This is a genomic window from Acinetobacter sp. CIP 64.2 (assembly GCF_000369645.1).
Classification (GTDB): Bacteria; Pseudomonadota; Gammaproteobacteria; order Pseudomonadales; family Moraxellaceae; genus Acinetobacter.
In genome coordinates, this window is the sequence record NZ_KB850122.1 from 1,874,289 (window position 1) to 1,897,028 (window position 22,740).

Annotated in this window: 18 protein-coding genes; 8 read left to right on the plus strand and 10 right to left on the minus strand. The window is 40.9% G+C overall.

All coding sequences use genetic code 11. The annotated features are described in order from the left end of the window. The first annotated feature begins 6 nt into the window (after positions 1 to 6). From F895_RS02405 to F895_RS02375, 7 genes are all read left to right on the plus strand, one after another. The gene (locus tag F895_RS02405) at positions 7 to 2,055 is read left to right on the plus strand and encodes a site-specific recombinase (RefSeq protein WP_005243841.1); all 2,049 of its coding nucleotides are present in this window, start codon (positions 7 to 9) and stop codon (positions 2,053 to 2,055) included. 589 nt (positions 2,056 to 2,644) lie between these two features. Continuing rightward, positions 2,645 to 3,295, plus strand: coding sequence for a phosphatase PAP2 family protein (locus tag F895_RS02400; protein ID WP_005243843.1), 651 nt, complete (start codon positions 2,645 to 2,647; stop codon positions 3,293 to 3,295). Beyond that, on the plus strand, positions 3,282 to 4,532 hold the full coding sequence (locus tag F895_RS02395; protein WP_005243845.1) for an efflux RND transporter periplasmic adaptor subunit: 1,251 nt from the start codon (positions 3,282 to 3,284) through the stop codon (positions 4,530 to 4,532). The genes F895_RS02400 and F895_RS02395 overlap by 14 nt, the downstream gene beginning before the upstream one ends. Before the next feature lie 12 nt (positions 4,533 to 4,544). Beyond that, positions 4,545 to 7,718 carry a multidrug efflux RND transporter permease subunit AdeJ gene (gene adeJ, locus F895_RS02390; RefSeq protein WP_005243847.1) on the plus strand — a complete coding sequence of 1,058 codons (3,174 nt, stop codon included), beginning with the start codon at positions 4,545 to 4,547 and terminating at the stop codon, positions 7,716 to 7,718. A gap of 5 nt (positions 7,719 to 7,723) precedes the next feature. Further along, complete coding sequence (gene adeK, locus F895_RS02385) at positions 7,724 to 9,187, plus strand: multidrug efflux RND transporter AdeIJK outer membrane channel subunit AdeK (RefSeq protein WP_005243849.1); 1,464 nt, start codon at positions 7,724 to 7,726, stop codon at positions 9,185 to 9,187. 108 nt (positions 9,188 to 9,295) lie between these two features. Beyond that, positions 9,296 to 9,646: a YbjQ family protein gene (locus F895_RS02380; RefSeq protein ID WP_005243851.1), complete on the plus strand. Its 351-nt coding sequence runs from the start codon at positions 9,296 to 9,298 to the stop codon at positions 9,644 to 9,646. Between the two features lie 8 nt (positions 9,647 to 9,654). After that, positions 9,655 to 10,095 (plus strand): YbjQ family protein, encoded by a 441-nt coding sequence (locus F895_RS02375; RefSeq protein ID WP_005243854.1) that lies wholly within the window; start codon positions 9,655 to 9,657, stop codon positions 10,093 to 10,095. A 31-nt stretch (positions 10,096 to 10,126) separates the two neighbouring features. On the opposite strand, the gene F895_RS02370 is transcribed toward F895_RS02375, so the two are convergent. The 4 genes from F895_RS02370 to F895_RS02355 all read right to left on the minus strand — a co-directional run bounded on the left by F895_RS02370 (position 10,127) and on the right by F895_RS02355 (position 13,109). Further along, positions 10,127 to 10,837: a Dph6-related ATP pyrophosphatase gene (locus tag F895_RS02370; RefSeq protein WP_005243855.1), complete on the minus strand. Its 711-nt coding sequence runs from the start codon at positions 10,835 to 10,837 to the stop codon at positions 10,127 to 10,129. Continuing rightward, positions 10,834 to 11,640, minus strand: coding sequence for an SDR family NAD(P)-dependent oxidoreductase (locus F895_RS02365; protein ID WP_005243857.1), 807 nt, complete (start codon positions 11,638 to 11,640; stop codon positions 10,834 to 10,836). The genes F895_RS02370 and F895_RS02365 overlap by 4 nt, the downstream gene beginning before the upstream one ends. 13 nt (positions 11,641 to 11,653) lie before the next feature. After that, positions 11,654 to 12,316 carry a hypothetical protein gene (locus F895_RS02360; protein WP_005243859.1) on the minus strand — a complete coding sequence of 221 codons (663 nt, stop codon included), beginning with the start codon at positions 12,314 to 12,316 and terminating at the stop codon, positions 11,654 to 11,656. 112 nt (positions 12,317 to 12,428) lie between these two features. Next, complete coding sequence (locus F895_RS02355; RefSeq protein ID WP_005243860.1) at positions 12,429 to 13,109, minus strand: hypothetical protein; 681 nt, start codon at positions 13,107 to 13,109, stop codon at positions 12,429 to 12,431. Between the two features lie 369 nt (positions 13,110 to 13,478). Between F895_RS02355 and F895_RS02350 the strand changes: the two genes are divergently transcribed. Continuing rightward, positions 13,479 to 16,379 carry a valine--tRNA ligase gene (locus F895_RS02350; RefSeq protein ID WP_005243862.1) on the plus strand — a complete coding sequence of 967 codons (2,901 nt, stop codon included), beginning with the start codon at positions 13,479 to 13,481 and terminating at the stop codon, positions 16,377 to 16,379. Positions 16,380 to 16,422: 43 nt separating this feature from the next. Here the strand turns inward: F895_RS02350 and F895_RS02345 are convergent, their stop codons facing one another. From F895_RS02345 to F895_RS02320, 6 genes are all read right to left on the minus strand, one after another. After that, the gene (locus tag F895_RS02345; protein WP_005243863.1) at positions 16,423 to 17,439 is read right to left on the minus strand and encodes a reverse transcriptase family protein; all 1,017 of its coding nucleotides are present in this window, start codon (positions 17,437 to 17,439) and stop codon (positions 16,423 to 16,425) included. 229 nt (positions 17,440 to 17,668) lie between these two features. Beyond that, positions 17,669 to 17,989, minus strand: a complete 321-nt coding sequence (locus tag F895_RS02340; protein WP_005243864.1) for a hypothetical protein — start codon at positions 17,987 to 17,989, stop codon at positions 17,669 to 17,671. Then, a complete protein-coding gene (locus F895_RS02335) occupies positions 17,989 to 18,861 on the minus strand; it encodes a phosphoribosyltransferase-like protein (protein ID WP_005243865.1) in 873 nt (290 codons plus the stop codon). Before F895_RS02335 ends, F895_RS02340 begins: the two co-directional genes overlap by 1 nt. 98 nt (positions 18,862 to 18,959) lie before the next feature. Then, positions 18,960 to 19,979, minus strand: a complete 1,020-nt coding sequence (locus tag F895_RS02330) for a coiled-coil domain-containing protein (RefSeq protein WP_005243866.1) — start codon at positions 19,977 to 19,979, stop codon at positions 18,960 to 18,962. A gap of 127 nt (positions 19,980 to 20,106) precedes the next feature. Then, positions 20,107 to 20,892: a 3-hydroxybutyrate dehydrogenase gene (locus F895_RS02325; protein WP_005243867.1), complete on the minus strand. Its 786-nt coding sequence runs from the start codon at positions 20,890 to 20,892 to the stop codon at positions 20,107 to 20,109. 72 nt (positions 20,893 to 20,964) lie between these two features. Further along, positions 20,965 to 22,389, minus strand: coding sequence for a GntP family permease (locus tag F895_RS02320; protein WP_005243868.1), 1,425 nt, complete (start codon positions 22,387 to 22,389; stop codon positions 20,965 to 20,967). Positions 22,390 to 22,740: the final 351 nt, after the last annotated feature.

Below are 22,740 nucleotides of genomic sequence, written 5' to 3' on the forward strand. Positions count from 1 at the left end.
CTATCTATGCAATTAACTGTATCTGATCTTTTTTTAAAAATGCAGGAACAGCTTGATCAACCTCAAGCTGTTCTTGATGAACAACTGCTGATTGAACTGGTCAATCGGATACGCCCAAAAAATTCCAATGATGCAGATGAAGTCAAACAACGTATTCATGCGTTGATCAAAATATTATTGCTGACACCAACATCAGCAATTCTCGTACAGAATTTTTTACTGAAACTGATCAGCCAATATAAACAGATTAGTTTATATGCCGATAGCGGCATTCTCTCGCTGGATGGCTTCTGGAATCAGTTAGGACAACGTTTAGGCGCACATTTCCTTCCTTTAGTCGAAGATGGCCAACAACTCAAAACCTTGATTGGGAAAGTCTTTCATCAGGAAAATGACAGTGAATGGCTCGATCTGATTGACAACCAGGACTGGATTACGCTCTTTAACCTGTTAGGTGAAAGTCAAAGCAATACTACTGAAAAACAGATTTCAAAGAATGAGCTCATTAAAGCCATTACGGTACTATCTTATCGGATCAGTGGGATCGGCTTATATCCTGAATTTATCAATGCACAACCCGACATTACGGAATATGAATCTCCTTTTCTGGTACAAAACCGAGAAATTGTAGAGTTCATTGAAAAATATAAAAAACAGATTGATGACCAAGATGCGGTTGCAGTTTTACCGCCACCAGATGCCTCTCAAGCCTTTGTAATGCTGGATCAATGTCGTGAAGTCGTACTGAAAATTCGCCGTGCCACTAAACGGATTGGTGTCAGTATCAGTCTGACCTATTTATTGTCGCTACTAGAGCAAGCCATTGACCGTATCGAACTGTTACTGACCTTACTGGCCAGCCAGAATGACGCTCGATACACGGCATTAGGTGAGTTAATCACTGACTTAACCAAAGCGCATTATAATGAGAAAAGTGTCCGTCATTTACTCACCTCAACCAGTGAGTTAATTGCCTTACAGGTGACGGAAAATGCCAGTAAAACAGGTGAACATTACGTAAGTACAGACAAAGCCGGCTTCTTTGGCATGTATAAAGCAGCCGCTGGTGCTGGTGCGATTATTGCCACCATGGCAACACTCAAGATTTTAACAGCCCGTTTGGTACTGGCGCCGTTTGGTCATGCTTTTTTATACAGCATGAACTATGCGCTTGGTTTTATGCTGATTCATGTGTTGCACTTTACCGTTGCCACCAAGCAGCCAGCCATGACTGCAGCCGCTCTGGCTTCAACCGTACAGCAACAAAAAGGCAGCAAAACCGCACAGATTGCAGAACTGGCCGCATTGATTATTAATATTATCCGAACCCAGTTCATCGCCATTTTAGGCAATATCTCGATTGCCATACCAACTGCAGCATTAATTACCTATTTATGGCAATACAATTTGGGCGAACCTTTACTCAGTCATGCCAAATCGGCCACACTCTTACACAGCCTGAATCCATTCACCTCTTTAGCTGTTCCACATGCGGCAATTGCTGGTGTGTGCTTATTCTTCTCTGGTCTAATTGCAGGTTATTTCGATAACTTGGCAGTCTACCGTAAAGTCGGTCCTCGCTTAAAACAGCATCGAAGCCTAAAACGCTGGATGGGGCAAAAACGCTTAGACAAGTTTGCCAATTATATCGAAACCAATCTCGGGGCATTGGCTGGTAACTTTCTGTTCGGGATTATGCTTGGCAGCATGGGAACCATTGGATTTATTTTAGGCTTGCCTTTAGATATTCGTCACATCGCCTTTGCTTCAGCAAACTTTATTCAAGGTTTAATGACCATTGGCAGTCCTGACATTGGTTTGATTTTAGTCTCATTTCTTGGTGTGATGCTGATTGGTTTAACCAACTTATTTGTTAGCTTTACCTTGACCATTATTGTTGCACTTCGTGCACGACGTGTGCGTTTTGCACAATGGAAGCCCTTAGCAAAATTAGTAACCACCCACTTTCTGACTCGACCAAGTGATTTTTTCTGGCCTCCAAAGCAACCGGTCGAGGTTGAAGAGCAAAGCAAAAATAGTCCAACACCCCACTAAGCTTTTACAGACAAAGACCTCAAAGTAAAAGTCTAACCTTTGAACTATTTTTGCGTATAATCAGCCAACCAAAAATAGTTTAAATGGATTGGTATTCCCTACATCTATTAATCAATAGACCTCTGCTCTGTCACGGTATCGCCTATGATCAGGAGAGACTATGACCTCAACGCCTACGTCTCTCAAAAGAAATGGAAAGATTTAAGTTATACCAACTCATTTCCCCGCTTGGTTAGTGACCTGACACTGTTAACAGATAATTAGTACTTCATTTCTAAATGCTGTACTTGAAGCCTAAAAGTCGATATAAATCTATATGTTCTAATTGGGTTGAATTACACTTTTAGAAGATCCTCTACAATATTAACTAGAGCATTTATGATAAGTAGAACCTCTTTTAACAGATGAAAAGATCAAAGTAAAAATGAGATATACATCAAATTTTGTTATGTTTTTTTACTACATCTTAAAAAAACATAGAAATGAAATTATCATAAAATTTCAAGACTTGACCAAAAGTGTACTCGCGAGTACACTTTCAAACACTCAACACCCCCTAAACATCGGTTAAGCAAAAAATGAGTAGCGGATGCCTTACCTATTGCTTTGTATTGGTTGCTTTTTTTTAGGACTTGGTGTGATTGGATTAATCAATCCCAACGCATCAACTTTAGATCTTTTGAGTGTTCAAGCTTTTTTTGAGCACCGTTCATTTACGCTTAATCATGTAACAATTCTGCTTTCCAGACTCGGTGGGATGCCTTTTTTACTATTTTTAACCACATTTTTGTGTCTTTACCAAACTTGGATTAAAAATTATAAAAATTTGATATTTATCTCTTTTAGTGTGAGTGGCAGTATTGCGATTGGTTGGGTTCTGAAATGGAGTATTGATCGGCCAAGACCAATGGAGTTTTATCACTTGGTTCAAAGTTATGGCGCATCCTTCCCAAGTGCCCATAGCCTTTATGCTGCAACCCTTGCGAGTTTAGCCATATTGTTGTGTCAACAATATAAACATCGCAACAGTGTCATTTTAGTATCTACTTTATGGTTTATCTTCATGGGGATATCTAGAGTTTACGCTGGGGTTCACTACCCAACTGACGTACTTGCCGGTTGGGGAATTGGGTTGATTTGGACTTCGTTGCTTTGGTTTTGGCTGTATCAAAGCACTTTCAGCAACAATTTGTTTTTAGATAAAAAATCTAAATTGAGGTGGAATAATGATGTCGGCTAAGCTTTGGGCTCCTGCCCTCACTGCTTGCGCATTAGCAACAAGCATTGCGCTTGTTGGTTGTAGCAAAGACCCTAAAAATGCACAGCAAGCTGCTGCTGCCCAAAAAATGCCGCCTCCAGAAGTGGGTGTCATTGTCGCTCAACCACAAAGTGTTGAACAGAACGTCGAACTGTCAGGACGAACCTCAGCATATCAAGTCTCGGAAGTTCGTCCACAAACAGGTGGCGTGATCTTAAAACGATTATTTGCTGAAGGTAGTTACGTTCAAGCAGGTCAAGCGCTTTATCAAATTGACGCCAATACTAACCGTGCCACAGCAGACAATGCTCGTGCAACCTTATTGCGTCAACAAGCAAACTTAAATGCATTACGCGTGAAAGAAGGTCGTTATCGTCAACTGGTTGGAACCAATGCGGTTTCTAAACAAGAATATGATGATATCAATGCGCAAGTGAAATTGGCTGAAGCTGATGTTGCAGCATCTGAAGCAGCATTGAAAAATGCAGAAATTACTTTAGGTTACTCAACAGTTCGCGCGCCAATCTCAGGACAGTCTAGCCGTTCTTCGGTAACACCAGGTGCATTGGTCACTGCCAATCAAGCAGATCCGTTGGTCACGATTCAACAACTTGATCCAATTTATGTTGATATCAACCAATCGAGTGCTGAATTACTGCGTCTACGCCAACAGTTAAGCAAAGGCAGTTTAAACAACAGTAACAATACCCGTGTCAAAATCACGCTTGAAGATGGTTCAGAATATCCAGTTGAAGGTCAATTGGCCTTCTCTGACGCCAGTGTAAACCCAGATACAGGTACGGTGACATTACGGGCAGTGTTCTCCAATCCAAACCACTTGCTCTTACCAGGGATGTATGCAACGGCTAAAATCTCACAAGGCGTTTTGCCAAACGCATACCTAATTCCACAAGCAGCTGTATCACGTTTACCGACAGGTCAAGCCGTTGCTTTAGTGGTCAATGCCAAAGGCACAATTGAGACTCGTCCAATTACAACCGTAGGTGTAAAAGGTCAGGACTGGATTGTAACTAATGGATTACAAGCTGGTGATAAAGTTGTTGTTGATGGTGTAGCCAAGGTGAAAGAAGGACAAGAAGTGTCTGCCAAACCTTATCAACCAAAAGCAGCTGAAGGTCAAAATACAGCGCCAAAAGCAGCTGAACAACAAAAAGCCAATTCACCAAAAGCTGAACAAAAAGCAACTGCAGAAGCTTAAGGGGTAGATTGCATGGCTCAATTTTTTATCCATCGCCCAATCTTTGCTTGGGTGATTGCACTGGTCATTATGTTGGCGGGTATTATCACGCTGACAAAAATGCCTGTTGCACAATATCCAACAATTGCTCCCCCCACGGTAACAATCTCTGCAACTTACCCTGGGGCATCTGCTCAAACTGTTGAAAATACCGTGACTCAAATCATTGAACAACAAATGAATGGTTTGGATGGTTTACGTTATATTTCTTCAAACAGTGCAGGTAATGGTCAAGCATCGATTAACCTAAACTTCGAACAAGGTGTTGATCCAGATATCGCCCAAGTTCAGGTTCAAAACAAACTACAATCAGCAACAGCACTTTTACCTGCTGACGTACAACGTCAAGGGGTAAAGGTCACCAAATCTGGCGCAAGTTTCTTACAGGTTATTGCATTCTACTCTCCAGATAACAGCCTATCTGCCTCTGACATTAAAGACTATGTGAACTCAAATATTTCTGAGCCACTCAGTCGTGTTGCAGGTGTAGGTGAACTCCAAGTGTTTGGTGGTTCTTATGCGATGCGAATCTGGTTGGATCCAGCAAAACTGACCAGCTTTAACTTGACGCCAAATGATGTTGCAACTGCCATTCGTGCCCAAAACTCGCAAGTGGCGGTTGGTCAGCTCGGTGGCGCACCAGCAACTGCGGGTCAAGTACTTAACGCCACAGTCAATGCACAAACCATGTTGCAAACACCTGAACAGTTTAAAAACATCTTCCTGAAAAATACTTCAGGTGGTGCACAAGTTCGTTTGGGTGATGTTGCACGTGTCGAACTCGGTTCAGATAACTATCAATTCGACTCGAAGTTTAATGGTAATCCAGCAGGTGGTGTGGCAATCAAACTGGCAACAGGTGCCAACGCATTGGATACTGCTGCTGCAGTTGAAAAACGTTTATCTGAATTACGTCATAACTATCCAAGCGGTTTAAAAGACAAGCTGGCCTATGACACCACACCATTTATTCGTCTTTCGATTGAAAGTGTTGTACACACCCTGATCGAAGCGGTGGTCTTGGTATTTATCGTCATGTTCCTGTTCTTACAGAACTGGCGTGCAACCATTATCCCAACACTTGCTGTCCCTGTCGTTGTATTGGGTACCTTTGCCGTGATCAATATTTTCGGCTTCTCAATCAACACCCTCACCATGTTCGCAATGGTACTTGCCATCGGTCTCTTGGTGGATGATGCCATCGTTGTGGTCGAAAACGTTGAACGGGTGATGCAGGAAGAACATCTGGAACCTGTGCCTGCGACTGAAAAGTCAATGAGTCAGATTTCGGGTGCCTTAGTCGGGATTACCAGTGTGTTAACCGCGGTATTCGTACCGATGGCATTCTTTAGTGGAACCACTGGGGTCATTTATCGTCAATTCTCGATCACGCTGGTTACTGCGATGATCCTGTCTTTGATCGTAGCATTAACCTTTACCCCTGCCCTGTGTGCAACCTTGTTAAAACAACATGATCCAAACAAGCAGGAAAGCAACAACATTTTTGCGCGTTTCTTCCGTTGGTTTAACCGTAGTTTTGAAAAACTTTCAGAGAAATACCAAGGCGGTGTCAATCGTATGACCCACCACAAGTTATTCTCTGGCGTGCTTTATATTGTTGTAATTGCGGCCTTGGTTGGCATCTACAAGATGTTGCCATCTTCGTTCTTGCCAGAAGAAGACCAAGGTGTAGTGATGACATTGGTTCAGTTACCGCCGAGCGCCAGCTTGGAACGAACCGATAAAGTCATTGATACTATGACTGGCTATTTCTTGAATAAGGAAAAAGAAAATGTAGAGTCAATCTTTACAGTTGCTGGCTTCTCATTCACAGGGGTAGGTCAAAACGCGGGTCTTGCCTTTATTAAATTGAAAGACTGGAGTGAGCGTACTTCACCTGAATCACAGATCGGTGCCATCATTCAACGTGGTATGGCATTGAATATGATTGTAAAAGATGCGTCTTACATCATGCCTTTACAATTACCTGCAATGCCTGAATTGGGTGTGGCTTCAGGTTTTGATATCCAGTTGAAGGATGTTAGCGGTCAAGGGCATGAAAAACTGATTGCTGCACGTAATGCAGTATTGGGTATGGCATCTCAGGACAAACGTCTTGCGGGTGTACGTCCAAATGGTCAAGAAGATACACCACAGTACCAGATCACCATTGATCAAGCGCAAGCAGGTGCAATGGGTGTCAGTATTGCAGATATTAACAACACCATGAGCATGGCTTGGGGTGGCTCATATATCAATGACTTCGTTGACCGTGGTCGTGTGAAAAAAGTTTATGTCCAAGGTGAGGCGGATACCCGCATGATGCCTGAAGACTTGAACAAGTGGTATGTTCGTAACAACAAAGGCGAAATGGTTCCCTTCTCTGGCTTTGCCAAGGGTGAATGGACTTATGGTTCACCTCGTCTAGAACGTTATAACGGCGTATCATCTGTCAACATCCAAGGTACTCCAGCACCAGGTGTCAGCTCGGGTGATGCAATGTTGGCGATGGAACAAATTATTGGTAAATTACCCTCAATGGGCTTATCAGGTTTCGACTATGAATGGACAGGTTTATCTTTAGAAGAGCGTGATTCTGGTAGCCAAACAGCGCCATTATTGGTTCTTTCACTCTTAATCGTGTTCTTGTGCCTTGCAGCACTCTATGAAAGCTGGTCAGTCCCCGTTTCTGTATTACTGGTTGTACCTTTAGGTATCGTCGGTGCATTTACATTAACATGGTTAGGCATGATGATTAAAGGTGATCCAAACTTATCCTTTAACATTTACTTCCAGGTTGCGATTGTTGCCGTAATTGGTCTATCTGCGAAGAATGCGATCTTGATCGTCGAATTCGCAAAAGAATTACAGGAGCAAGGCGAAGAACTATTTGAAGCAACCTTACATGCTGCGAAAATGCGTCTACGTCCGATCATCATGACCACACTTGCATTCGGTTTCGGTGTTTTACCACTTGCGCTTGCAAGCGGTGCTGGCGCAGGTAGCCAACACTCGGTCGGTTATGGTGTACTAGGTGGTGTAATTTCTTCAACACTTTTAGGTATTTTCTTCATCCCTGTATTCTTCGTGTGGATTCGTAGTATCTTTAAGTACAAACCTAAAACTTTAAATACTCAGGAGCATTGATCGTGATGCAAACTGTATGGTCTATTTCCAGTCGTGGCATTGCAATCTCTGCACTCGCGCTGTCTTTGGCTGCCTGCCAAAGCATGCGCGGGCCAGAGCCTGTTGTAAGCTCAGATATTCCGGATAGCTACGCGTCTTATGGCAATGCTTCTGGAACATCAATCGCAGAACAAGGTTACAAAGATTTCTTTGCTGATCAACGTTTACTGCAAGTGATTGATCTGGCGCTTGCCAATAACCGTGATTTACGTACTGCGGCTTTGAATATTCAAAAAGCGCAACAGCAATACCAAATTTCGGAAAACAACCAATTACCAACGATTGGTGCAAGTGGCAGTGCGGTTCGTCAAGTTTCTCCAAATGTGAACCCAAATAATCCATATTCAACCTATCAAGTCGGCTTAGGCCTTACTGCATATGAGTTGGATTTCTGGGGTCGTGTACGTAGCTTGAAAGATGCAGCTTTGGATAGCTATCTTGCAACGCAGAGCTCACGTGATGCCACGCAAATCAGCTTGATCAGTCAAGTGACTCAAGCTTGGTTAAACTATTCTTATGCCAATGCACATTTAAAATTGGCTGATCAGACGCTGAAAGCTCAACAAGATTCGTTTAACTTAAACAAGAAACGTTTCGATGTTGGTATTGATAGTGAAATCCCAGTGCGTCAGGCACAGATTTCAGTAGAGACTGCCCGTAACGATGTTGCAAATTACAAAACCCAAGTCGCACAGGCACAAAACCTGTTGAACTTACTTGTGGGTCAGCAAGTGCCTCAAAACTTGTTGCCACAACAACAGGTCGCACGCATTACCCAAAAAGGTGCTTTAAGTGCAGGTTTACCAAGTGATTTGCTCAACAACCGTCCTGATGTTAAAGCTTCTGAATACCAATTAAGTGCTGCAGGAGCGAATATTGGTGCTGCTAAAGCGCAATTGTTCCCAACCATTAGCTTAACCGGTTCTGCGGGTTATGCCTCAACTGATTTAAGTGATCTGTTCAAGGCTGGTCATGGCGCATGGTCAATCGGACCTAGCTTAAATATTCCAATTTTTGACTGGGGTACACGTAAAGCCAATATCAAGATCTCTGAAACCGATCAAAAAATTGCACTGGCTAACTATGAAAAGTCAGTACAGTCGGCTTTCCGTGAGGTGAACGATGCTTTGGCGACGCGTGCCAACATTGGCGACCGCTTAACCGCTCAACGTCGTTTAGTCGATGCGACCAATACCACCTATAAACTTTCTAATGCCCGCTTCCGTGCAGGTATTGATAGCTATTTAACGGTATTGGATGCGCAACGTTCGGCTTATTCGGCTGAACAAGGTTTATTGTTATTACAACAAGCAGACTTGAACAACCAAGTCGAGCTGTATAAAACATTGGGTGGTGGCATAAAAGCGACGACCAGTGAAACCATAACGCATCAGCCTTCTAGTTCACAACAGCATTACGCAAAAAAATAATTTTTATCTTTTGCAATAAAAAAGCTCACTTCGGTGAGCTTTTTTATTGCAACAATTGCGAATATTTCTTATCTTCAAAGTAAATAGATTAATGATTTTGAAAATACAATGTTACTAAGCAGTTTAGAGTCTGTACCGGGTCACGAAATTTTACGTCAGCTTGATGTGGTTTATGGCAGCACCGTGCGCAGTAAACATGTCGGCCGTGATCTGATGGCTGGTTTAAAAAATATCGTGGGTGGTGAATTGACAGGTTATACCGAACTGCTGGAGGAATCACGTCAGGAAGCGACTCAACGTATGATTGACAAGGCTCAAGCTTTGGGCGCGAATGCGATTGTCGGGATTCGCTTTTCAACTTCAAATATTGCCCAAGGCGCCTCTGAACTGTTTGTCTACGGTACCGCTGTGGTAGTGCAACCGGTTGCCCCTAAATTGCCTGATCCATTTGCTGCATAGGCAACGACATGGAAGGATTAATTTTTCAGATTGTTCTGTTTCTGATTCTCTTCGCAGTTGGCTGGGGCTTTGGTCGTCATATCGAACAAAAACACTTGCGCGAACTGGAGCAGAAAGAAAAACAATTTGCACATATTCGAATTGATGCCAATCGTTTTGTGCAAACCACAGCGCGTGGGCAAATGATCAGCAGTAATGTAGTGATCTCACATGACTATTTTAAATATGTGTTGGCCACCATTCGAAACTTTTTCGGCGGGCGTTTAGTCAGCTATGAAAGTGTGGTGGAACGTGCACGTCGTGAAGCCGTGGTTCGACTCAAGCAAGAAGCCCATGCCATGGGCGCCAACCAGATTATGGGCGTTCGACTCAGTACCACTGAATTAGGGATGCAAGGTGGAATGGTTGAAGTATTTGCCTATGGAACGGCAATCATCCATACACATTAAAAAAATCCTGTGTATGACACAGGATTTTTGCTTAGGATTCGGCAAAGATCGCTTGCCAATAATGATAGGTTTTCTCTTCCCCATCTTCTAACTTAAACTCGTATGACATCTGACGCGTTTCAGCAATTTCAAATTTAACAGGATGTTTAAATAAACCGCCTGCATAAGCAAAGGTATGGTACTCGCCGTTTTCACCACAGACATCAACTTCGCTTGGCATCCGTTCTATCAAATTTGCATCGATATCTTGGCCAATAAACGATTCATCTAGCTTACTGGCATCGGTCACGATGATTTTGGTTTGAATGCCTGAATCCAAGAAGTCTTGCATCACTTCAGTCGAGTTCAGGTTCCAGATTGGCTCAACCACTTCAATGCCTAAAGGATGCAAACGGTCTTCACGATATTTTCGTACATCGCTCAGGTAAATATCACCAAAGATAAAGTGCTCAACCCCCTGTGCCTTAAAATGATGGGCAGCATCCAACATACGTTGCTCATAGACAGGTAGATTTTTCGGCAAAAACACTGGATAAAGCGGAATGCCAATACTTGCAGCTTGCTTTTCAAGCAATGCATGTGGAATGGCATGCATGGACGACAACTCTGTTTCTTCATTGACCGTGGTTAATAAGGCAATCACCTCGAACTCGTCCTGCTGTAAGACTTTATACAATGCGAGGGATGAGTCTTTGCCACCGCTCCAATTAAAAACGGCTTTTTTGCGATTCTTCACAATCATTTCACTTTCATTTTGCGAATCATCTTATACAACAAGTTGGGTGACAATCGAGAAACCAACACCCCCAATTGTTCTTTTTTCCCACCAACGACAATATATTGCTCGCCTGCCATTAAGGATTCCACCACCCGTTCCGCAAATACATCAGCATCTAAACCATTTTCAATGGCTTCATCCTGATGACCTTGCGGTTTTCCTTCGCCATTTAGCGCATTAAAAGAGACATTGGTTTTAACAAAACCAGGAAAGACCACAGAGACGTCAACCCCTTCTGGCGCAACTTCGGCACGTAGGCTATTGGCCCACATATGAATTGCCGCCTTAGCAGCAGAATACGTGGCGCGATATTGTGTACCCAATAAGCCCGCGACACTGGAAACAAACACCACCCGACCTGATTTTTGTTGCAGAAAAGTGGGTAATACGGTTTTGGTAAAGAAGACTTGGGAAAAATAATCTACTTCCATAATGGCACGTTCAGTGTGCATGGTGGTGTCTTGAATCAGGGCCCGTTGACTCAAACCCGCATTATTGATTAACCAATCAATCCGTCCCTTACAGGCCAAAACCTGTTCATGGGCATGGCGGACCTGAGCTTCATCAGTAATGTCTGCTGCAATCGAAAGGTGTTGTTCAGGTTTAAGTAAACCCACTCGTACCGCTTCCAGTTCATCATAACGACGTGAAGTCAGGACTACTTGTGCGCCTTGCAAGGCACATTCCCGTGCCAAGGCTTTGCCTAAACCGGAAGAAGCGCCTGTAATCCAGACCACTTTATTTTCAAGCGTTTTGAGTTTTGCCATTTTGATATTCTACCTATGCTTGCTGACGCATAAACTTAAGAAAGTAATCCACATATGTTGCAGCCAACTGCTGATCAATTTGCGAACCTAATTTTTCCAGACGCTTATAACCAAGATGAGTGGTCATATTAATCACTCCATTTAAGGTTTTATCGACCACAAAATTGAACTTCAAACATTTCTTCGGTTCGCGGATTAAATGAGTTACCCCAACATCAATCACTTCGGTTAATAATTTCAATGCTTTTAAAATTTCAGCATGATCACCCTGTATAAGTTTCTGGCTGGATGCTTGGATCTGCTCAGCCAATTGCTGCTTAACAGGATAAGTCATATAAATACGTTCATCTTCAAGATATAAGGTTTTAGAAAGATATTCGACCAAAGGAATTAAGCGGTCATTGCCAAAGAACGAGATTGACCATGGCATATACTTGCGAATGGCCTCTAAAATTTGTTGTATGACTTTTTCAGATTCACCCGTTTGTGAATGCTGCTGGTTTTGTTGTAATAGCACTATAAAAACCTGTTCAATCACTTCACAAGCCATTTCAGATAAAACATTACCTAAAGCATTGGCCTGACTCTCTTTATTTCCTTGTAATAACTGCGTCCGAATATGTGCAAATCTTGCATAAGTATCCGCATGAATATTTAAAAAAACGGCGGTCTTCATTCTAATAACCCTAATTTTTAGATCGCATAAAAAAGAGCTTGTGATACAAGCCCTTTTATCAGATCAACTTTTCTATCATTTTTTGCATTGTACCCGCCGAATTTAGCACACTCTATTCTGTATCGACATGCATAAATGCTAAAAAATGCTTGACGCAATCTGTTGCCGCATCACTATCCACCTGATTGCCCATTTTCTCTAAACGCTTATAACTTAAATGTGCCGTCATATTAATCACCCCATTTAAAGTTTTATCCACCACAGTATTAAAATTCAGACATTTTTTCGGTTCACGAATCAAGCTGGTCACGCCTAAATCGACAATTTGAATCAAGGTTTGGAACACATCAACCATCTCACTGATTTCATTATTTTTCAGTTGCGTAACGAGCGTATGTGCTTGCTGAACCAATTGCCGATCAATCGGATAAGACACATAGACCAGCTCATCGTGATACTTGATCATATTGGAAAAATAATTGGCAAAGGGACAGAGACGCTCATTGCCAAATAAGGCAATCGACCATGGCATATATTTGCGTACCGCAGCAATAATCTGTTGAATTACTTTCTCAGATTCAGCCGTATATTTTTGGGTTAACTGATTCGGTTGGCGATTTTGGATCAATAACACGGAAAAGACCTGCTCGACAATCTCACAGGCAATTTCTGACAGCACTTCACCCAAGATACGAGACTGGCTTTCATGCGTGCCCGCATTCAGTTGCTGACGAATGCTTTCAAATTGTCCATGTGTAACGTCATTAATTTTCAACAGGATTGAATAAGTCATGAGCAGCACCTTTTTTAGTTTTTCGCATTTTTATATTGTTGTTTTAAGCATCAATATTTTTAAGTTATGTGATGCATTAGACAAATCTAATCCTATTTGTATAAAAATCCAACGCCTTTCATCGGCTTTTTGAGAAAAAAATGAAGTCTATAAAGATGTTATGGTAATTGAGTAGCCAATTAGCGGTAATCAAAACCATTTTATGAAGATGTACTAAACACCCTTCTATAACAGTTCAAAAAACCGCAAATTAGTCATTCTTTAAGCGGCTTTTATCATTCACATCCGCTCAGGCTGAAATGCCTACAGAAGCGAGGATTTTTTGCTACAATAGATCTAATTTTTTATTCAATTTTAATCTTCTGTACTATGACTGACGCTCAATCTGCTCAAAATATTGCAACCACTTACGATCCAACCGAGATCGAAAAGAAATGGTATCAAATCTGGGAACAACAAGGTTATTTCAAACCCTCAGGTCAAGGTGAATCATTCTGTATCATGATTCCACCACCGAACGTCACGGGTAGCCTGCACATGGGGCATGGTTTTAACAACGCCATCATGGATGCACTGACCCGTTACAACCGTATGATGGGTAAAAACACCTTATGGCAACCCGGGACTGACCATGCAGGGATTGCAACGCAGATGGTGGTCGAGCGTCAATTGGGAGCACAAGGGGTCAGCCGTCATGACTTAGGTCGTGAAAAATTCATCGAAAAAATCTGGGAATGGAAAGAGCAATCAGGCAATACCATCACCCGTCAGATCCGTCGTTTAGGTTCTTCAGTAGACTGGTCGCGTGAACGCTTCACTATGGATGAAGGTTTATCCAATGCAGTCAAAGAAGTCTTCGTTAAACTGCATGAAGATGGCTTAATCTACCGTGGCAAACGCCTCGTCAACTGGGACCCGAAACTACAAACGGCCCTGTCAGATTTAGAAGTTGAATCAGATAAAGAAGAAGCAGGTTCATTGTGGCACTTCAAATATTTCTTTGAAGATAAAAACCTTCGTACCCATGATGGTAAAGACCATATCGTTGTCGCTACGACTCGTCCTGAAACCTTGTTAGGTGATACTGCGGTTGCTGTGGCACTGGATGATGAACGTTATACACACCTTGTGGGTCAGAACATTATCCTACCAATTACAGGTCGTGCTGTTCCAATCGTTAAAGATGAATATGTCGATAAAGAATTCGGTACAGGCTGTGTAAAAATCACCCCTGCACACGACTTTAACGACTATGAAGTTGGTAAGCGTTGTGAATTGCCAATCATCAATATCTTCAATAAAAATGCAGAAGTATTGGCTGAGTTTGAATACATTGCCAAAGCAGGCGAGCAAATTTCTAAAACCATCCCTGCTCCTGCGGACTATATTGGTTTAGAGCGTTTTGCAGCGCGTAAAAAACTGGTTGAACAAGCTGAAGCTGAAGGCTGGTTAGATCAAATCCAACCTTATACGCTGAAACCACCTCGTGGTGACCGTTCAGGTGTGATCGTTGAGCCATTATTGACAGACCAATGGTATGTAAAAATTGCACCATTGGCACAACCTGCAATTGAAGCGGTTCAAGATGGTCGTATCAAGTTCGTTCCTGAGCAGTACAGCAACATGTACATGGCGTGGATGAACAACATCCAAGACTGGTGTATCTCGCGTCAGCTTTGGTGGGGTCACCGTATCCCAGCTTGGTATGATGCTGAAGGCAACATTTATGTCGGTCGTAACGAAGCTGAAGTCCGCGCTAAAAACAACATCCCTGCGGATGTTGTGTTAAACCAAGATGAAGACGTACTGGATACATGGTTCTCTTCTGCGTTGTGGACCTTCTCAACTCTAGGTTGGACTGGCGATGCCAAGAAAGATGCGGAAAACTATTTCCTCAATACGTTCCATCCAACTGATGTATTGGTGACCGGTTTTGACATCATCTTCTTCTGGGTTGCTCGTATGATCATGTTTACGATGCATTTCATGAAGAATGAAGATGGTACGCCACAAGTCCCGTTTAAAACGGTCTATGTACACGGTCTGGTTCGTGATGGCGAAGGTCAAAAAATGTCGAAGTCTAAGGGTAACGTGCTTGACCCATTAGACCTGATTGACGGTGTTGATCTTGAGACTTTGGTACAAAAACGTACGACGGGTCTGATGAACCCGAAACAAGCAGCGAAGATTGAAAAATCAACCCGTAAAGAATTCCCAGAAGGCATTCAAGCTTACGGTACCGATGCGGTTCGTTTTACGTTCTGTGCACTAGCCAATACGGGTCGTGACATTAAGTTCGACATGAAACGTGTTGAAGGCTACCGTAACTTTGCCAACAAAATCTGGAACGCTACCCGTTTCGTATTGATGAATGTTGAAGGTCAAACGGTTGCTCAAGAAGCGCGTCCGGAGCTGTGGGAACTTCCAGAAAAATGGATCATGAGCCGTCTGCAAAAAGCAGAAGCTGCGGTACATCAAGCATTCGCTACGTATCGTTTAGACCTTGCTGCGCAAGCGATCTATGACTTTATCTGGAATGAATACTGTGACTGGTATGTTGAATTAACCAAACCCGTTCTGAACGATGCCAATGTGTCTGAAGAACGTAAAGCTGAAGTTCGCCGTGTATTACTTGCCGTGATGGAAGCGTCTTTACGTTTGGCTCATCCGTTGATGCCGTATTTGACTGAAGAAATCTGGCAAACGCTTGCGCCGATGTTAGGCAAAGGTGGTGCAACGATTATGACTGCGCAATACCCTGTGCCTGATCAAGCCAAAGTGAATGATCAAGCTGAAGCAGATATGCAGTGGTTACAAGGTTTGATTGGTGCGGTACGTAATATTCGTGGTGAAATGGGCTTAGGTAATGCGCGTTTATTGCCTGTATTACTCAAGAACATTTCTGATGCTGAGCGTGAGCAAATCATCCGTATCGAAGCTTTATTCAAAGCATTGGCTAAAGTTGAAAGCATTGAGTTCTTAAGCAATGAGCAAGAACCACCGTTGTCTTGTTCTAGCGTTGTTAGCCATGCATCGGTATTCGTACCAATGAAAGGCTTGATTGATCCTAAAGCTGAATTGGGTCGTTTGCAGAAGGACTTGGATAAAGTTCAAAAGCAACATGATCAAATTGCCAATAAACTTTCGAATGAAGGTTTTGTTGCCAAAGCACCAGCAGCGGTTGTTGAGGGTGAAAAAGTGAAATTGGCTGAGTTTGCTGATCAGTTAGCGAAAATTAAGCAAAGTATGGAGCAAATTGCTGCGCTTTAAGCACTAGTTTGATTCAAAAAATCCCCTCAATTGAGGGGATTTTTTATTGAATTAGATTACTGAGCATTTTTTTATATTCAATAAACTCTGAATTATTTGGTTCAACATTTAAAACGAAATTCACACGCCCTATTAGAGATGGTAAATAGTCAGGGTTTTTAATTTTTTTCTTATTTACATGAGAAATAAAACCATATTTTTCTATGTAGTAAATTTCTTGCTTCAACTTTCTTTTATATTTTTTAGGTACAGAGAGGATACTACCTTTAATTTGAATTCCTGTAATGATATTTTGGGAGGCATTTACCTTAAGTCTAGTTTTATTTGCATTTACTTTAAAGCCATAATTTTTAATTAGAAAACTACAAAAATTTCTAAAACCTAATGAAATAAATTTACCAGAAAACACAAGATCATCAGCATAACGACTATATTTCAAATTATTTTTTAGAGCATATTTATTTAATTTTTTATCTAAATTTACCAACAAAATATTAGAGAGAGCTGGACTACAAGATGAACCTTGTACTAAACAATCTTTAAAACAACAAAGCTTAGCCAAATAAAAGGAAAGTTTTTTTGAATACCCCAAGTTATAAAAAAAATTAACCACCCAACCAATAGGAATTGATGGGAAAAAATCCTTAATATCTAAATGTAAAAAAACACTGGAATTAATATGTTCTTTAGCATTAGTAAAAATAGATTTTTTATCTAGAAACCCATGTGCATATGCATTTTTATTTTTTACTTTTAAAATATTTAAATATATCCATTGTTGAACTTTTTTTAAAGATTTGAATGGAGCATTAATTTTTCTAGTGCCACCTTTTTTCTTAGGTATTTCAAATTCACGATAAAATTTTTCGGTAGAAAAAATCATTGAATATAATGTTTTAACATTTATACCAACTAATTTCGATAAATGCTCTATCTCAAAAATTACAGGAACTTTGTTTTTTAATAGCTTCTCAACAACTAAGCCGTATTCATTTATATAAACTTCTTGTAAACCTACATCATTAAAATAGGCTACCCATTCTTTTGCTTTATTAGACATAAAAAAACCTGTAAGGATTACTCAAATTACTTGCTTTGTAAGAAACAAGTTTATTAGGAAACGTCCAAATAAACTTGTTTCTTACTTCGAATCAGCAAATGCTGTTCGACCCTCTCATTAAATCTCTGATTTAATGAGAGTAAAGGTCAATGACCCGTTAACACATGAAGCGACTGCACTTCAACATACTAATCCTTACAGGTGATAATAAGTATATATTCTTTCTTGTTTAAAGCAAACTTCTTTTAGGAATATATAGTTCATTAACCTCTAGTTCAGTTTTTGAAATAAATTTTTCTGGAATAAACGTTTTCTTGACTTGACGATTATTTACATTTAATAAAACTCTTTGTTCACCAGCCATTGTGAGTTTTACAAAAACACCATCAATTATTAATAAATCTTCATCACATAGCCTAAAAATTAGTTTAAAAAATTCACTCGGAGGGATTGACAACCTCTGATTTAAAGTATAAGCCTGTAAAGTTTTATTCGAAGATGAAAAAAGCAATTCAAGTAGCTTATTTGATATAATTTCACTCTTTTTCATTAAGCATCATCCATTGCTCTATGTAATAAAACATCTCTTACTTTATTATCTGAATAGTATTTCCACCAGAATACAGGAAAAACATTATTGGGTGTGTTTTTACTTTCTATAGAAAGTGCAACTTGTGATTCGCCATAGCCGAGACTAGGAAATTCTCTTTCATTATATGAGTTTGACAATTTTCTCTCTATTAATCTCATCAATTCTTTTTTTTGCTCCACTTCACTTAAATCATATATTTTCTCTAAAAGCTTATCATCGACTATATAATAAGATGAGAACTCGATATCTTCATCTTTAATTTTTTTCTTACCACCTTCTGTACAAATTAATACCTTAACTAATATGGCTGGTTCGGGATATCTTGATTGATTAAAAAGCTCTCGAATTCTTTTTACTCTATTAATCACTGTAGATCCTGTCCCAACAAAATTATCTACTAGTACAATATTAATTTTCTGCTCACCTTCATTTTTTTTAAAATCTGTGTAAGCCTTAGCTGTCTGATCAAAACGATTAACAGATCTATATCCTTTCCATTCAAGCTTTGATAGCTCACCCTTTAAATCATATAAAACACTTTGACCACTATCAGCCTCAGAATTAGGAGACATGGCTGTTATGAATGATAGTTTTGGTTCTATTCCACATGTAGCAATATCTAATGCTAAGTTACTTACACACTCATTATATTCTTGTATTGTGATATGCTTAAGTCGGTCCAAAATATCAATTACTAACTGTGTTTGTGCCTCATCTTCGCAATCTTCAAATAGTAGAGCTGTCAAAGCCTGTGTTTTCGTTTGTAACCAAGGATATTTAAATGCCAATTGCAAGACCTTTTCAAAGGATCTTTTTTGTAATCGCCCCATTAATATCCTTTTAAAATCAATTTACTTTGAATACTTTAAGTTTCTGATCTATATTTTATAGTCATTTACATTTAAATTAAAACCCATTGTGTCTTAATTTATAGAAAATAATTATCCAACAACATCTCCACCCCACTCACTTTTTTCATATGCTTTAAACGTTCCTTTTCCCACTTCAACTGCTGTTTTAACTCAGCACAATCGGCATCTATGGCTTTATACACATCACTAATATGCAGATGCTCAGCTTTGACTTTCTTCGCCAACTGAAAAGAATCCAGAATCTCTTCAATTTGACTGTCTAGCTGCTGACTTTGTGCATCCAAAGCCAGTTTATAAAACTTTACTTGCTCTGCTGATAACTCTTTTGACCCTACACCTTTATTCTGTTCAAGCTGTAATTGAAGCTTGAGCAAATAAAATAAATCCTGCTGTTCATAGGCCTGACTCGCCTGTTGAAACAGCTCGGTTTTTTCTTCTTTCTTGGTCTCGTCTTGCTCACGGTCGGGGTGAATCATCGCAGCAATTTTTAAATACACGGTTTTCAGCGACTGTGCTGCCATCTGCTCAGCTTGTTCACGTTTCTGCTGTTGTCGAAGTTGCTTGGCTTGTTCACGGGCTTGTTGCTGCTCGGCAGCATATTGCTCAAAATCATCTTGTTCTAATGCTGCATCCTGCTCAAAATTTTCATCCTGTTCAAACTTGGCTGACTGTAGTTTTTTATTCTTTTTAGCCGATTGCTGTGCATGCTGCTGATAAAAAGTATCGATCTGCTTGACCAGCTTTAACTGTTCATCCTTCAACATCTTGGAACGCTTTAACATTTGGGCAAGCTGGGCAATTTTTTCATCCAGTTGCTGCATATCCGCTTTGGAAAACTCATGCTGCTGTAACAGCGTCCAAAGTTGATCTAACTGCTGAAACAAGATTTCATGTAGTTCACTATACACAGGCATCAGCTTTTGCCGTGTATGTTGTTGAATCTCGGCTTGGGCATTCTGCCATGCGGCAAGACTGATTTTTTGCTGCTCTATTAGATCAATCAGGCGATTCAGCTTTTTCTGCTGTGCAGATGGTTCAGCCCTTTGCTTTAAACTGACTTTGAGATCAAAAGACATAATGCATCTGCCTAAAAATAAAAAAGTGTAGCAATAATCAGACGGCGAAAGTAGCGTTCGACAATCAATGAACTGCATCAAAAAATAAAGCCGCTCAATTGGGCGGCTTTTCAATCACATAAACAGATTACTGTGCAGTATAACCACCATCCATCACCACCGCCTGCCCTGTGATTCCTGCGCCTTTGTTACTGGCTAGGAAAATCGCATAGTCGGCAATTTCTTCAACACTGAGTAAACGCTTCTGTGGCACCATGGCTAAAATCACATCTTCCAAAGCACTTTCCAGACTCACATTACGGGTTTTGGCCAAGTCGGCAATTTGCCCACGTACCAACGGCGTATCCACATAACCCGGACATAATGCATTCACGGTAATGCCATCACGGGCACATTCCAAAGCCGCCACTTTGGTCAAGCCGATCACGCCATGCTTAGCACTGTTATACCCCGCCTTACCAGCAAAGCCAATCAATCCATTGATCGAAGACATATTGATAATACGACCATATTGTTGTGCTTTCATAATTGGAAACGCATGTTTAATTCCGATAAATGAACCTGTCAACATCACCTGTACCAGTTTCTGATAAATATCCGTTGAGAAATCTTCAATTGCTGCAACATGCTGAAAACCCGCATTATTGATCAGGATATCCAAACGCCCAAAAGTTTGTGTAGTCAAATCAATCGCGGCTTTATAAGCTTGTTCATCAGTTACATCGCAAGGTGCTGACAGGGCTTCAAAACCCTGCTGTTTTAACTGCTCCACGGCTAGCTGGCATTTCTCTGCATTGACATCAGAAATCACCACTTTGGCACCTTCCTGTGCAAATTTTTTCGCAATTTCTAAACCAATACCGCTCGCAGAACCCGTAATAAAGGCCACTTTGGCTTCGAGTTGTTGAGTCATTGTATTACTCCTGTTCTTGATCATTTTGATTGCTCACCTGTCAAAACAGGCAAGCTGAATTTAAAATTTGCCTTAGACAATACCGAACCATGTAAATGCAGCAATCACCACAAATACCGCCAAGGTTTTAATAATCGTCACTGCGAAAATATCTTTATAGGATTGCTTATGGGTTAAACCTGTCACGGCAAGTAAGGTAATCACTGCGCCATTATGCGGCAGTGTGTCCATACCGCCCGATGCCATCGCCACCACCCGATGCATCACTTCAGGGGGAATACCCGCTGCTAAAATCGCTGCATTGTAGGTTTCTGCCATCGCGCTCAAAGCAATACTCATCCCACCCGATGCGGAACCTGTAATCCCTGCCAGCACTGTCGTGGTCACTGCACCATTCACCAAAGGATTGGTAAAGGTCGTCCCCAGTGCATGGCTAATCAAAGCAAAGCCCGGTAATGCCGCAATAATCGCTCCGAAACCATACTCCGATGCAGTGTTCATCACCGCCAATAATGAACCACTGATACTGGCATTCACACCTTCTTTGAAATTGGTCACTACACGTTGATAATCAAATAAAATTGCGGCAATAATGCCAACAATCAAGGCCAAACCGACAGCCCAAATCGCCCCTGTTTTTGCCACATCAACAGTGTAGTTGGCTAAACCAATTGCATTAAAATCAAAGCCATTCGGATACCATTCTTTGATGGCTGTGGATAGATAACGGTTCATCACCGCAACCAGAATCAACGGCACAAAGGCCATACCTTGACGCAGCACTGAACCGTTGTTTTGCTGAGATAGCTCTACATTAGCAGTCGTTTGCATGGCTGCATCTTCAGCAGCAAAACCAGCATAACCTTCACCTGCACGAGCAGCAGCTTTACGGCGTGACTCCAGATACAACAGCCCCATGCTTAAGACGAAGATCGCCCCAATTACACCCAAAAACGGTGCTGCATAGATATTGGTACCAAAGAAGGTGGTCGGAATCACGTTCTGAATTTGTGGTGTACCTGGCAAGGCATCCATGGTGAATGTAAATGCGCCTAAGGCAATGGTGCCAGGAATCAAACGTTTTGGAATATTGGCCTGTTGGAACAACTGATTGGCAAATGGATAAATCGCAAATACCGCCACAAATAAGCTAACACCGCTATAGGTCAGAATCGCTCCCAGTAAAACCACGGTTAAAATGGCTTTCTTTGCACCAATCAAATTGACAATGGTACGGGCAATCGACTCGGCAATACCTGACATTTCCACCACTTTGCCAAAGATCGCACCCAGCAAGAACACCAGAAAATAGTCTTTAATGAAATTAACCATTTTCGGCATAAAAACGCCCGAATAAAACGGCAGTACATTGGCGGGGTTAATCAGAAAAACCGCCAGCAATGCACATAACGGTGCCATTAAAATCACGGAAAAACCGCGATAGGCCGTGTACATCAGCAAGCCTAAAGACAGCAGAATGACAAATAAGTCCCACATATTCTTTTACTCCATTCCAAAGAATATATGTCAGGGTCAACCAAATTATTTTTTTTATACTATGTGGTGGTTATCCTAACCATAAACAAAATTAAAATACTGCGAACTGCAGTACAGAATCTAAAGCAAAGATGCATGCTAAAACGTATTTTAAAATAGCATTAAAATCATAAAAAACAATATCATTAAACCAAAATCAATCATTTAAATTAATCATAAAAATCATAAAGATACAAAAATAACACCTAAATAATTTAATTGATTAATAAAACAAATTAACTATTCAAAAATACTCATTAATCCAATCAAAGTATATTTAGCTTATTCTTTTTAAAATCCATTTTTAGATAT

Coding starts and splice junctions, on each gene's coding strand:
- F895_RS02375 (WP_005243854.1), top strand. CDS start 9,655: ATGGAAGGATTAATTTTTCAGATTGTTCTGTTTCTGATTCTCTTCGCA.
- F895_RS02345 (WP_005243863.1), bottom strand. CDS start 17,439: ATGTCTAATAAAGCAAAAGAATGGGTAGCCTATTTTAATGATGTAGGT.
- F895_RS02340 (WP_005243864.1), bottom strand. CDS start 17,989: ATGAAAAAGAGTGAAATTATATCAAATAAGCTACTTGAATTGCTTTTT.
- F895_RS02350 (WP_005243862.1), top strand. CDS start 13,479: ATGACTGACGCTCAATCTGCTCAAAATATTGCAACCACTTACGATCCA.
- F895_RS02370 (WP_005243855.1), bottom strand. CDS start 10,837: ATGATTGTGAAGAATCGCAAAAAAGCCGTTTTTAATTGGAGCGGTGGC.
- adeK (WP_005243849.1), top strand. CDS start 7,724: ATGCAAACTGTATGGTCTATTTCCAGTCGTGGCATTGCAATCTCTGCA.
- F895_RS02320 (WP_005243868.1), bottom strand. CDS start 22,389: ATGTGGGACTTATTTGTCATTCTGCTGTCTTTAGGCTTGCTGATGTAC.
- F895_RS02355 (WP_005243860.1), bottom strand. CDS start 13,109: ATGACTTATTCAATCCTGTTGAAAATTAATGACGTTACACATGGACAA.
- F895_RS02400 (WP_005243843.1), top strand. CDS start 2,645: ATGCCTTACCTATTGCTTTGTATTGGTTGCTTTTTTTTAGGACTTGGT.
- F895_RS02380 (WP_005243851.1), top strand. CDS start 9,296: ATGTTACTAAGCAGTTTAGAGTCTGTACCGGGTCACGAAATTTTACGT.
- F895_RS02365 (WP_005243857.1), bottom strand. CDS start 11,640: ATGGCAAAACTCAAAACGCTTGAAAATAAAGTGGTCTGGATTACAGGC.
- F895_RS02360 (WP_005243859.1), bottom strand. CDS start 12,316: ATGAAGACCGCCGTTTTTTTAAATATTCATGCGGATACTTATGCAAGA.
- F895_RS02325 (WP_005243867.1), bottom strand. CDS start 20,892: ATGACTCAACAACTCGAAGCCAAAGTGGCCTTTATTACGGGTTCTGCG.
- F895_RS02395 (WP_005243845.1), top strand. CDS start 3,282: ATGATGTCGGCTAAGCTTTGGGCTCCTGCCCTCACTGCTTGCGCATTA.
- adeJ (WP_005243847.1), top strand. CDS start 4,545: ATGGCTCAATTTTTTATCCATCGCCCAATCTTTGCTTGGGTGATTGCA.
- F895_RS02330 (WP_005243866.1), bottom strand. CDS start 19,979: ATGTCTTTTGATCTCAAAGTCAGTTTAAAGCAAAGGGCTGAACCATCT.
- F895_RS02405 (WP_005243841.1), top strand. CDS start 7: ATGCAATTAACTGTATCTGATCTTTTTTTAAAAATGCAGGAACAGCTT.
- F895_RS02335 (WP_005243865.1), bottom strand. CDS start 18,861: ATGGGGCGATTACAAAAAAGATCCTTTGAAAAGGTCTTGCAATTGGCA.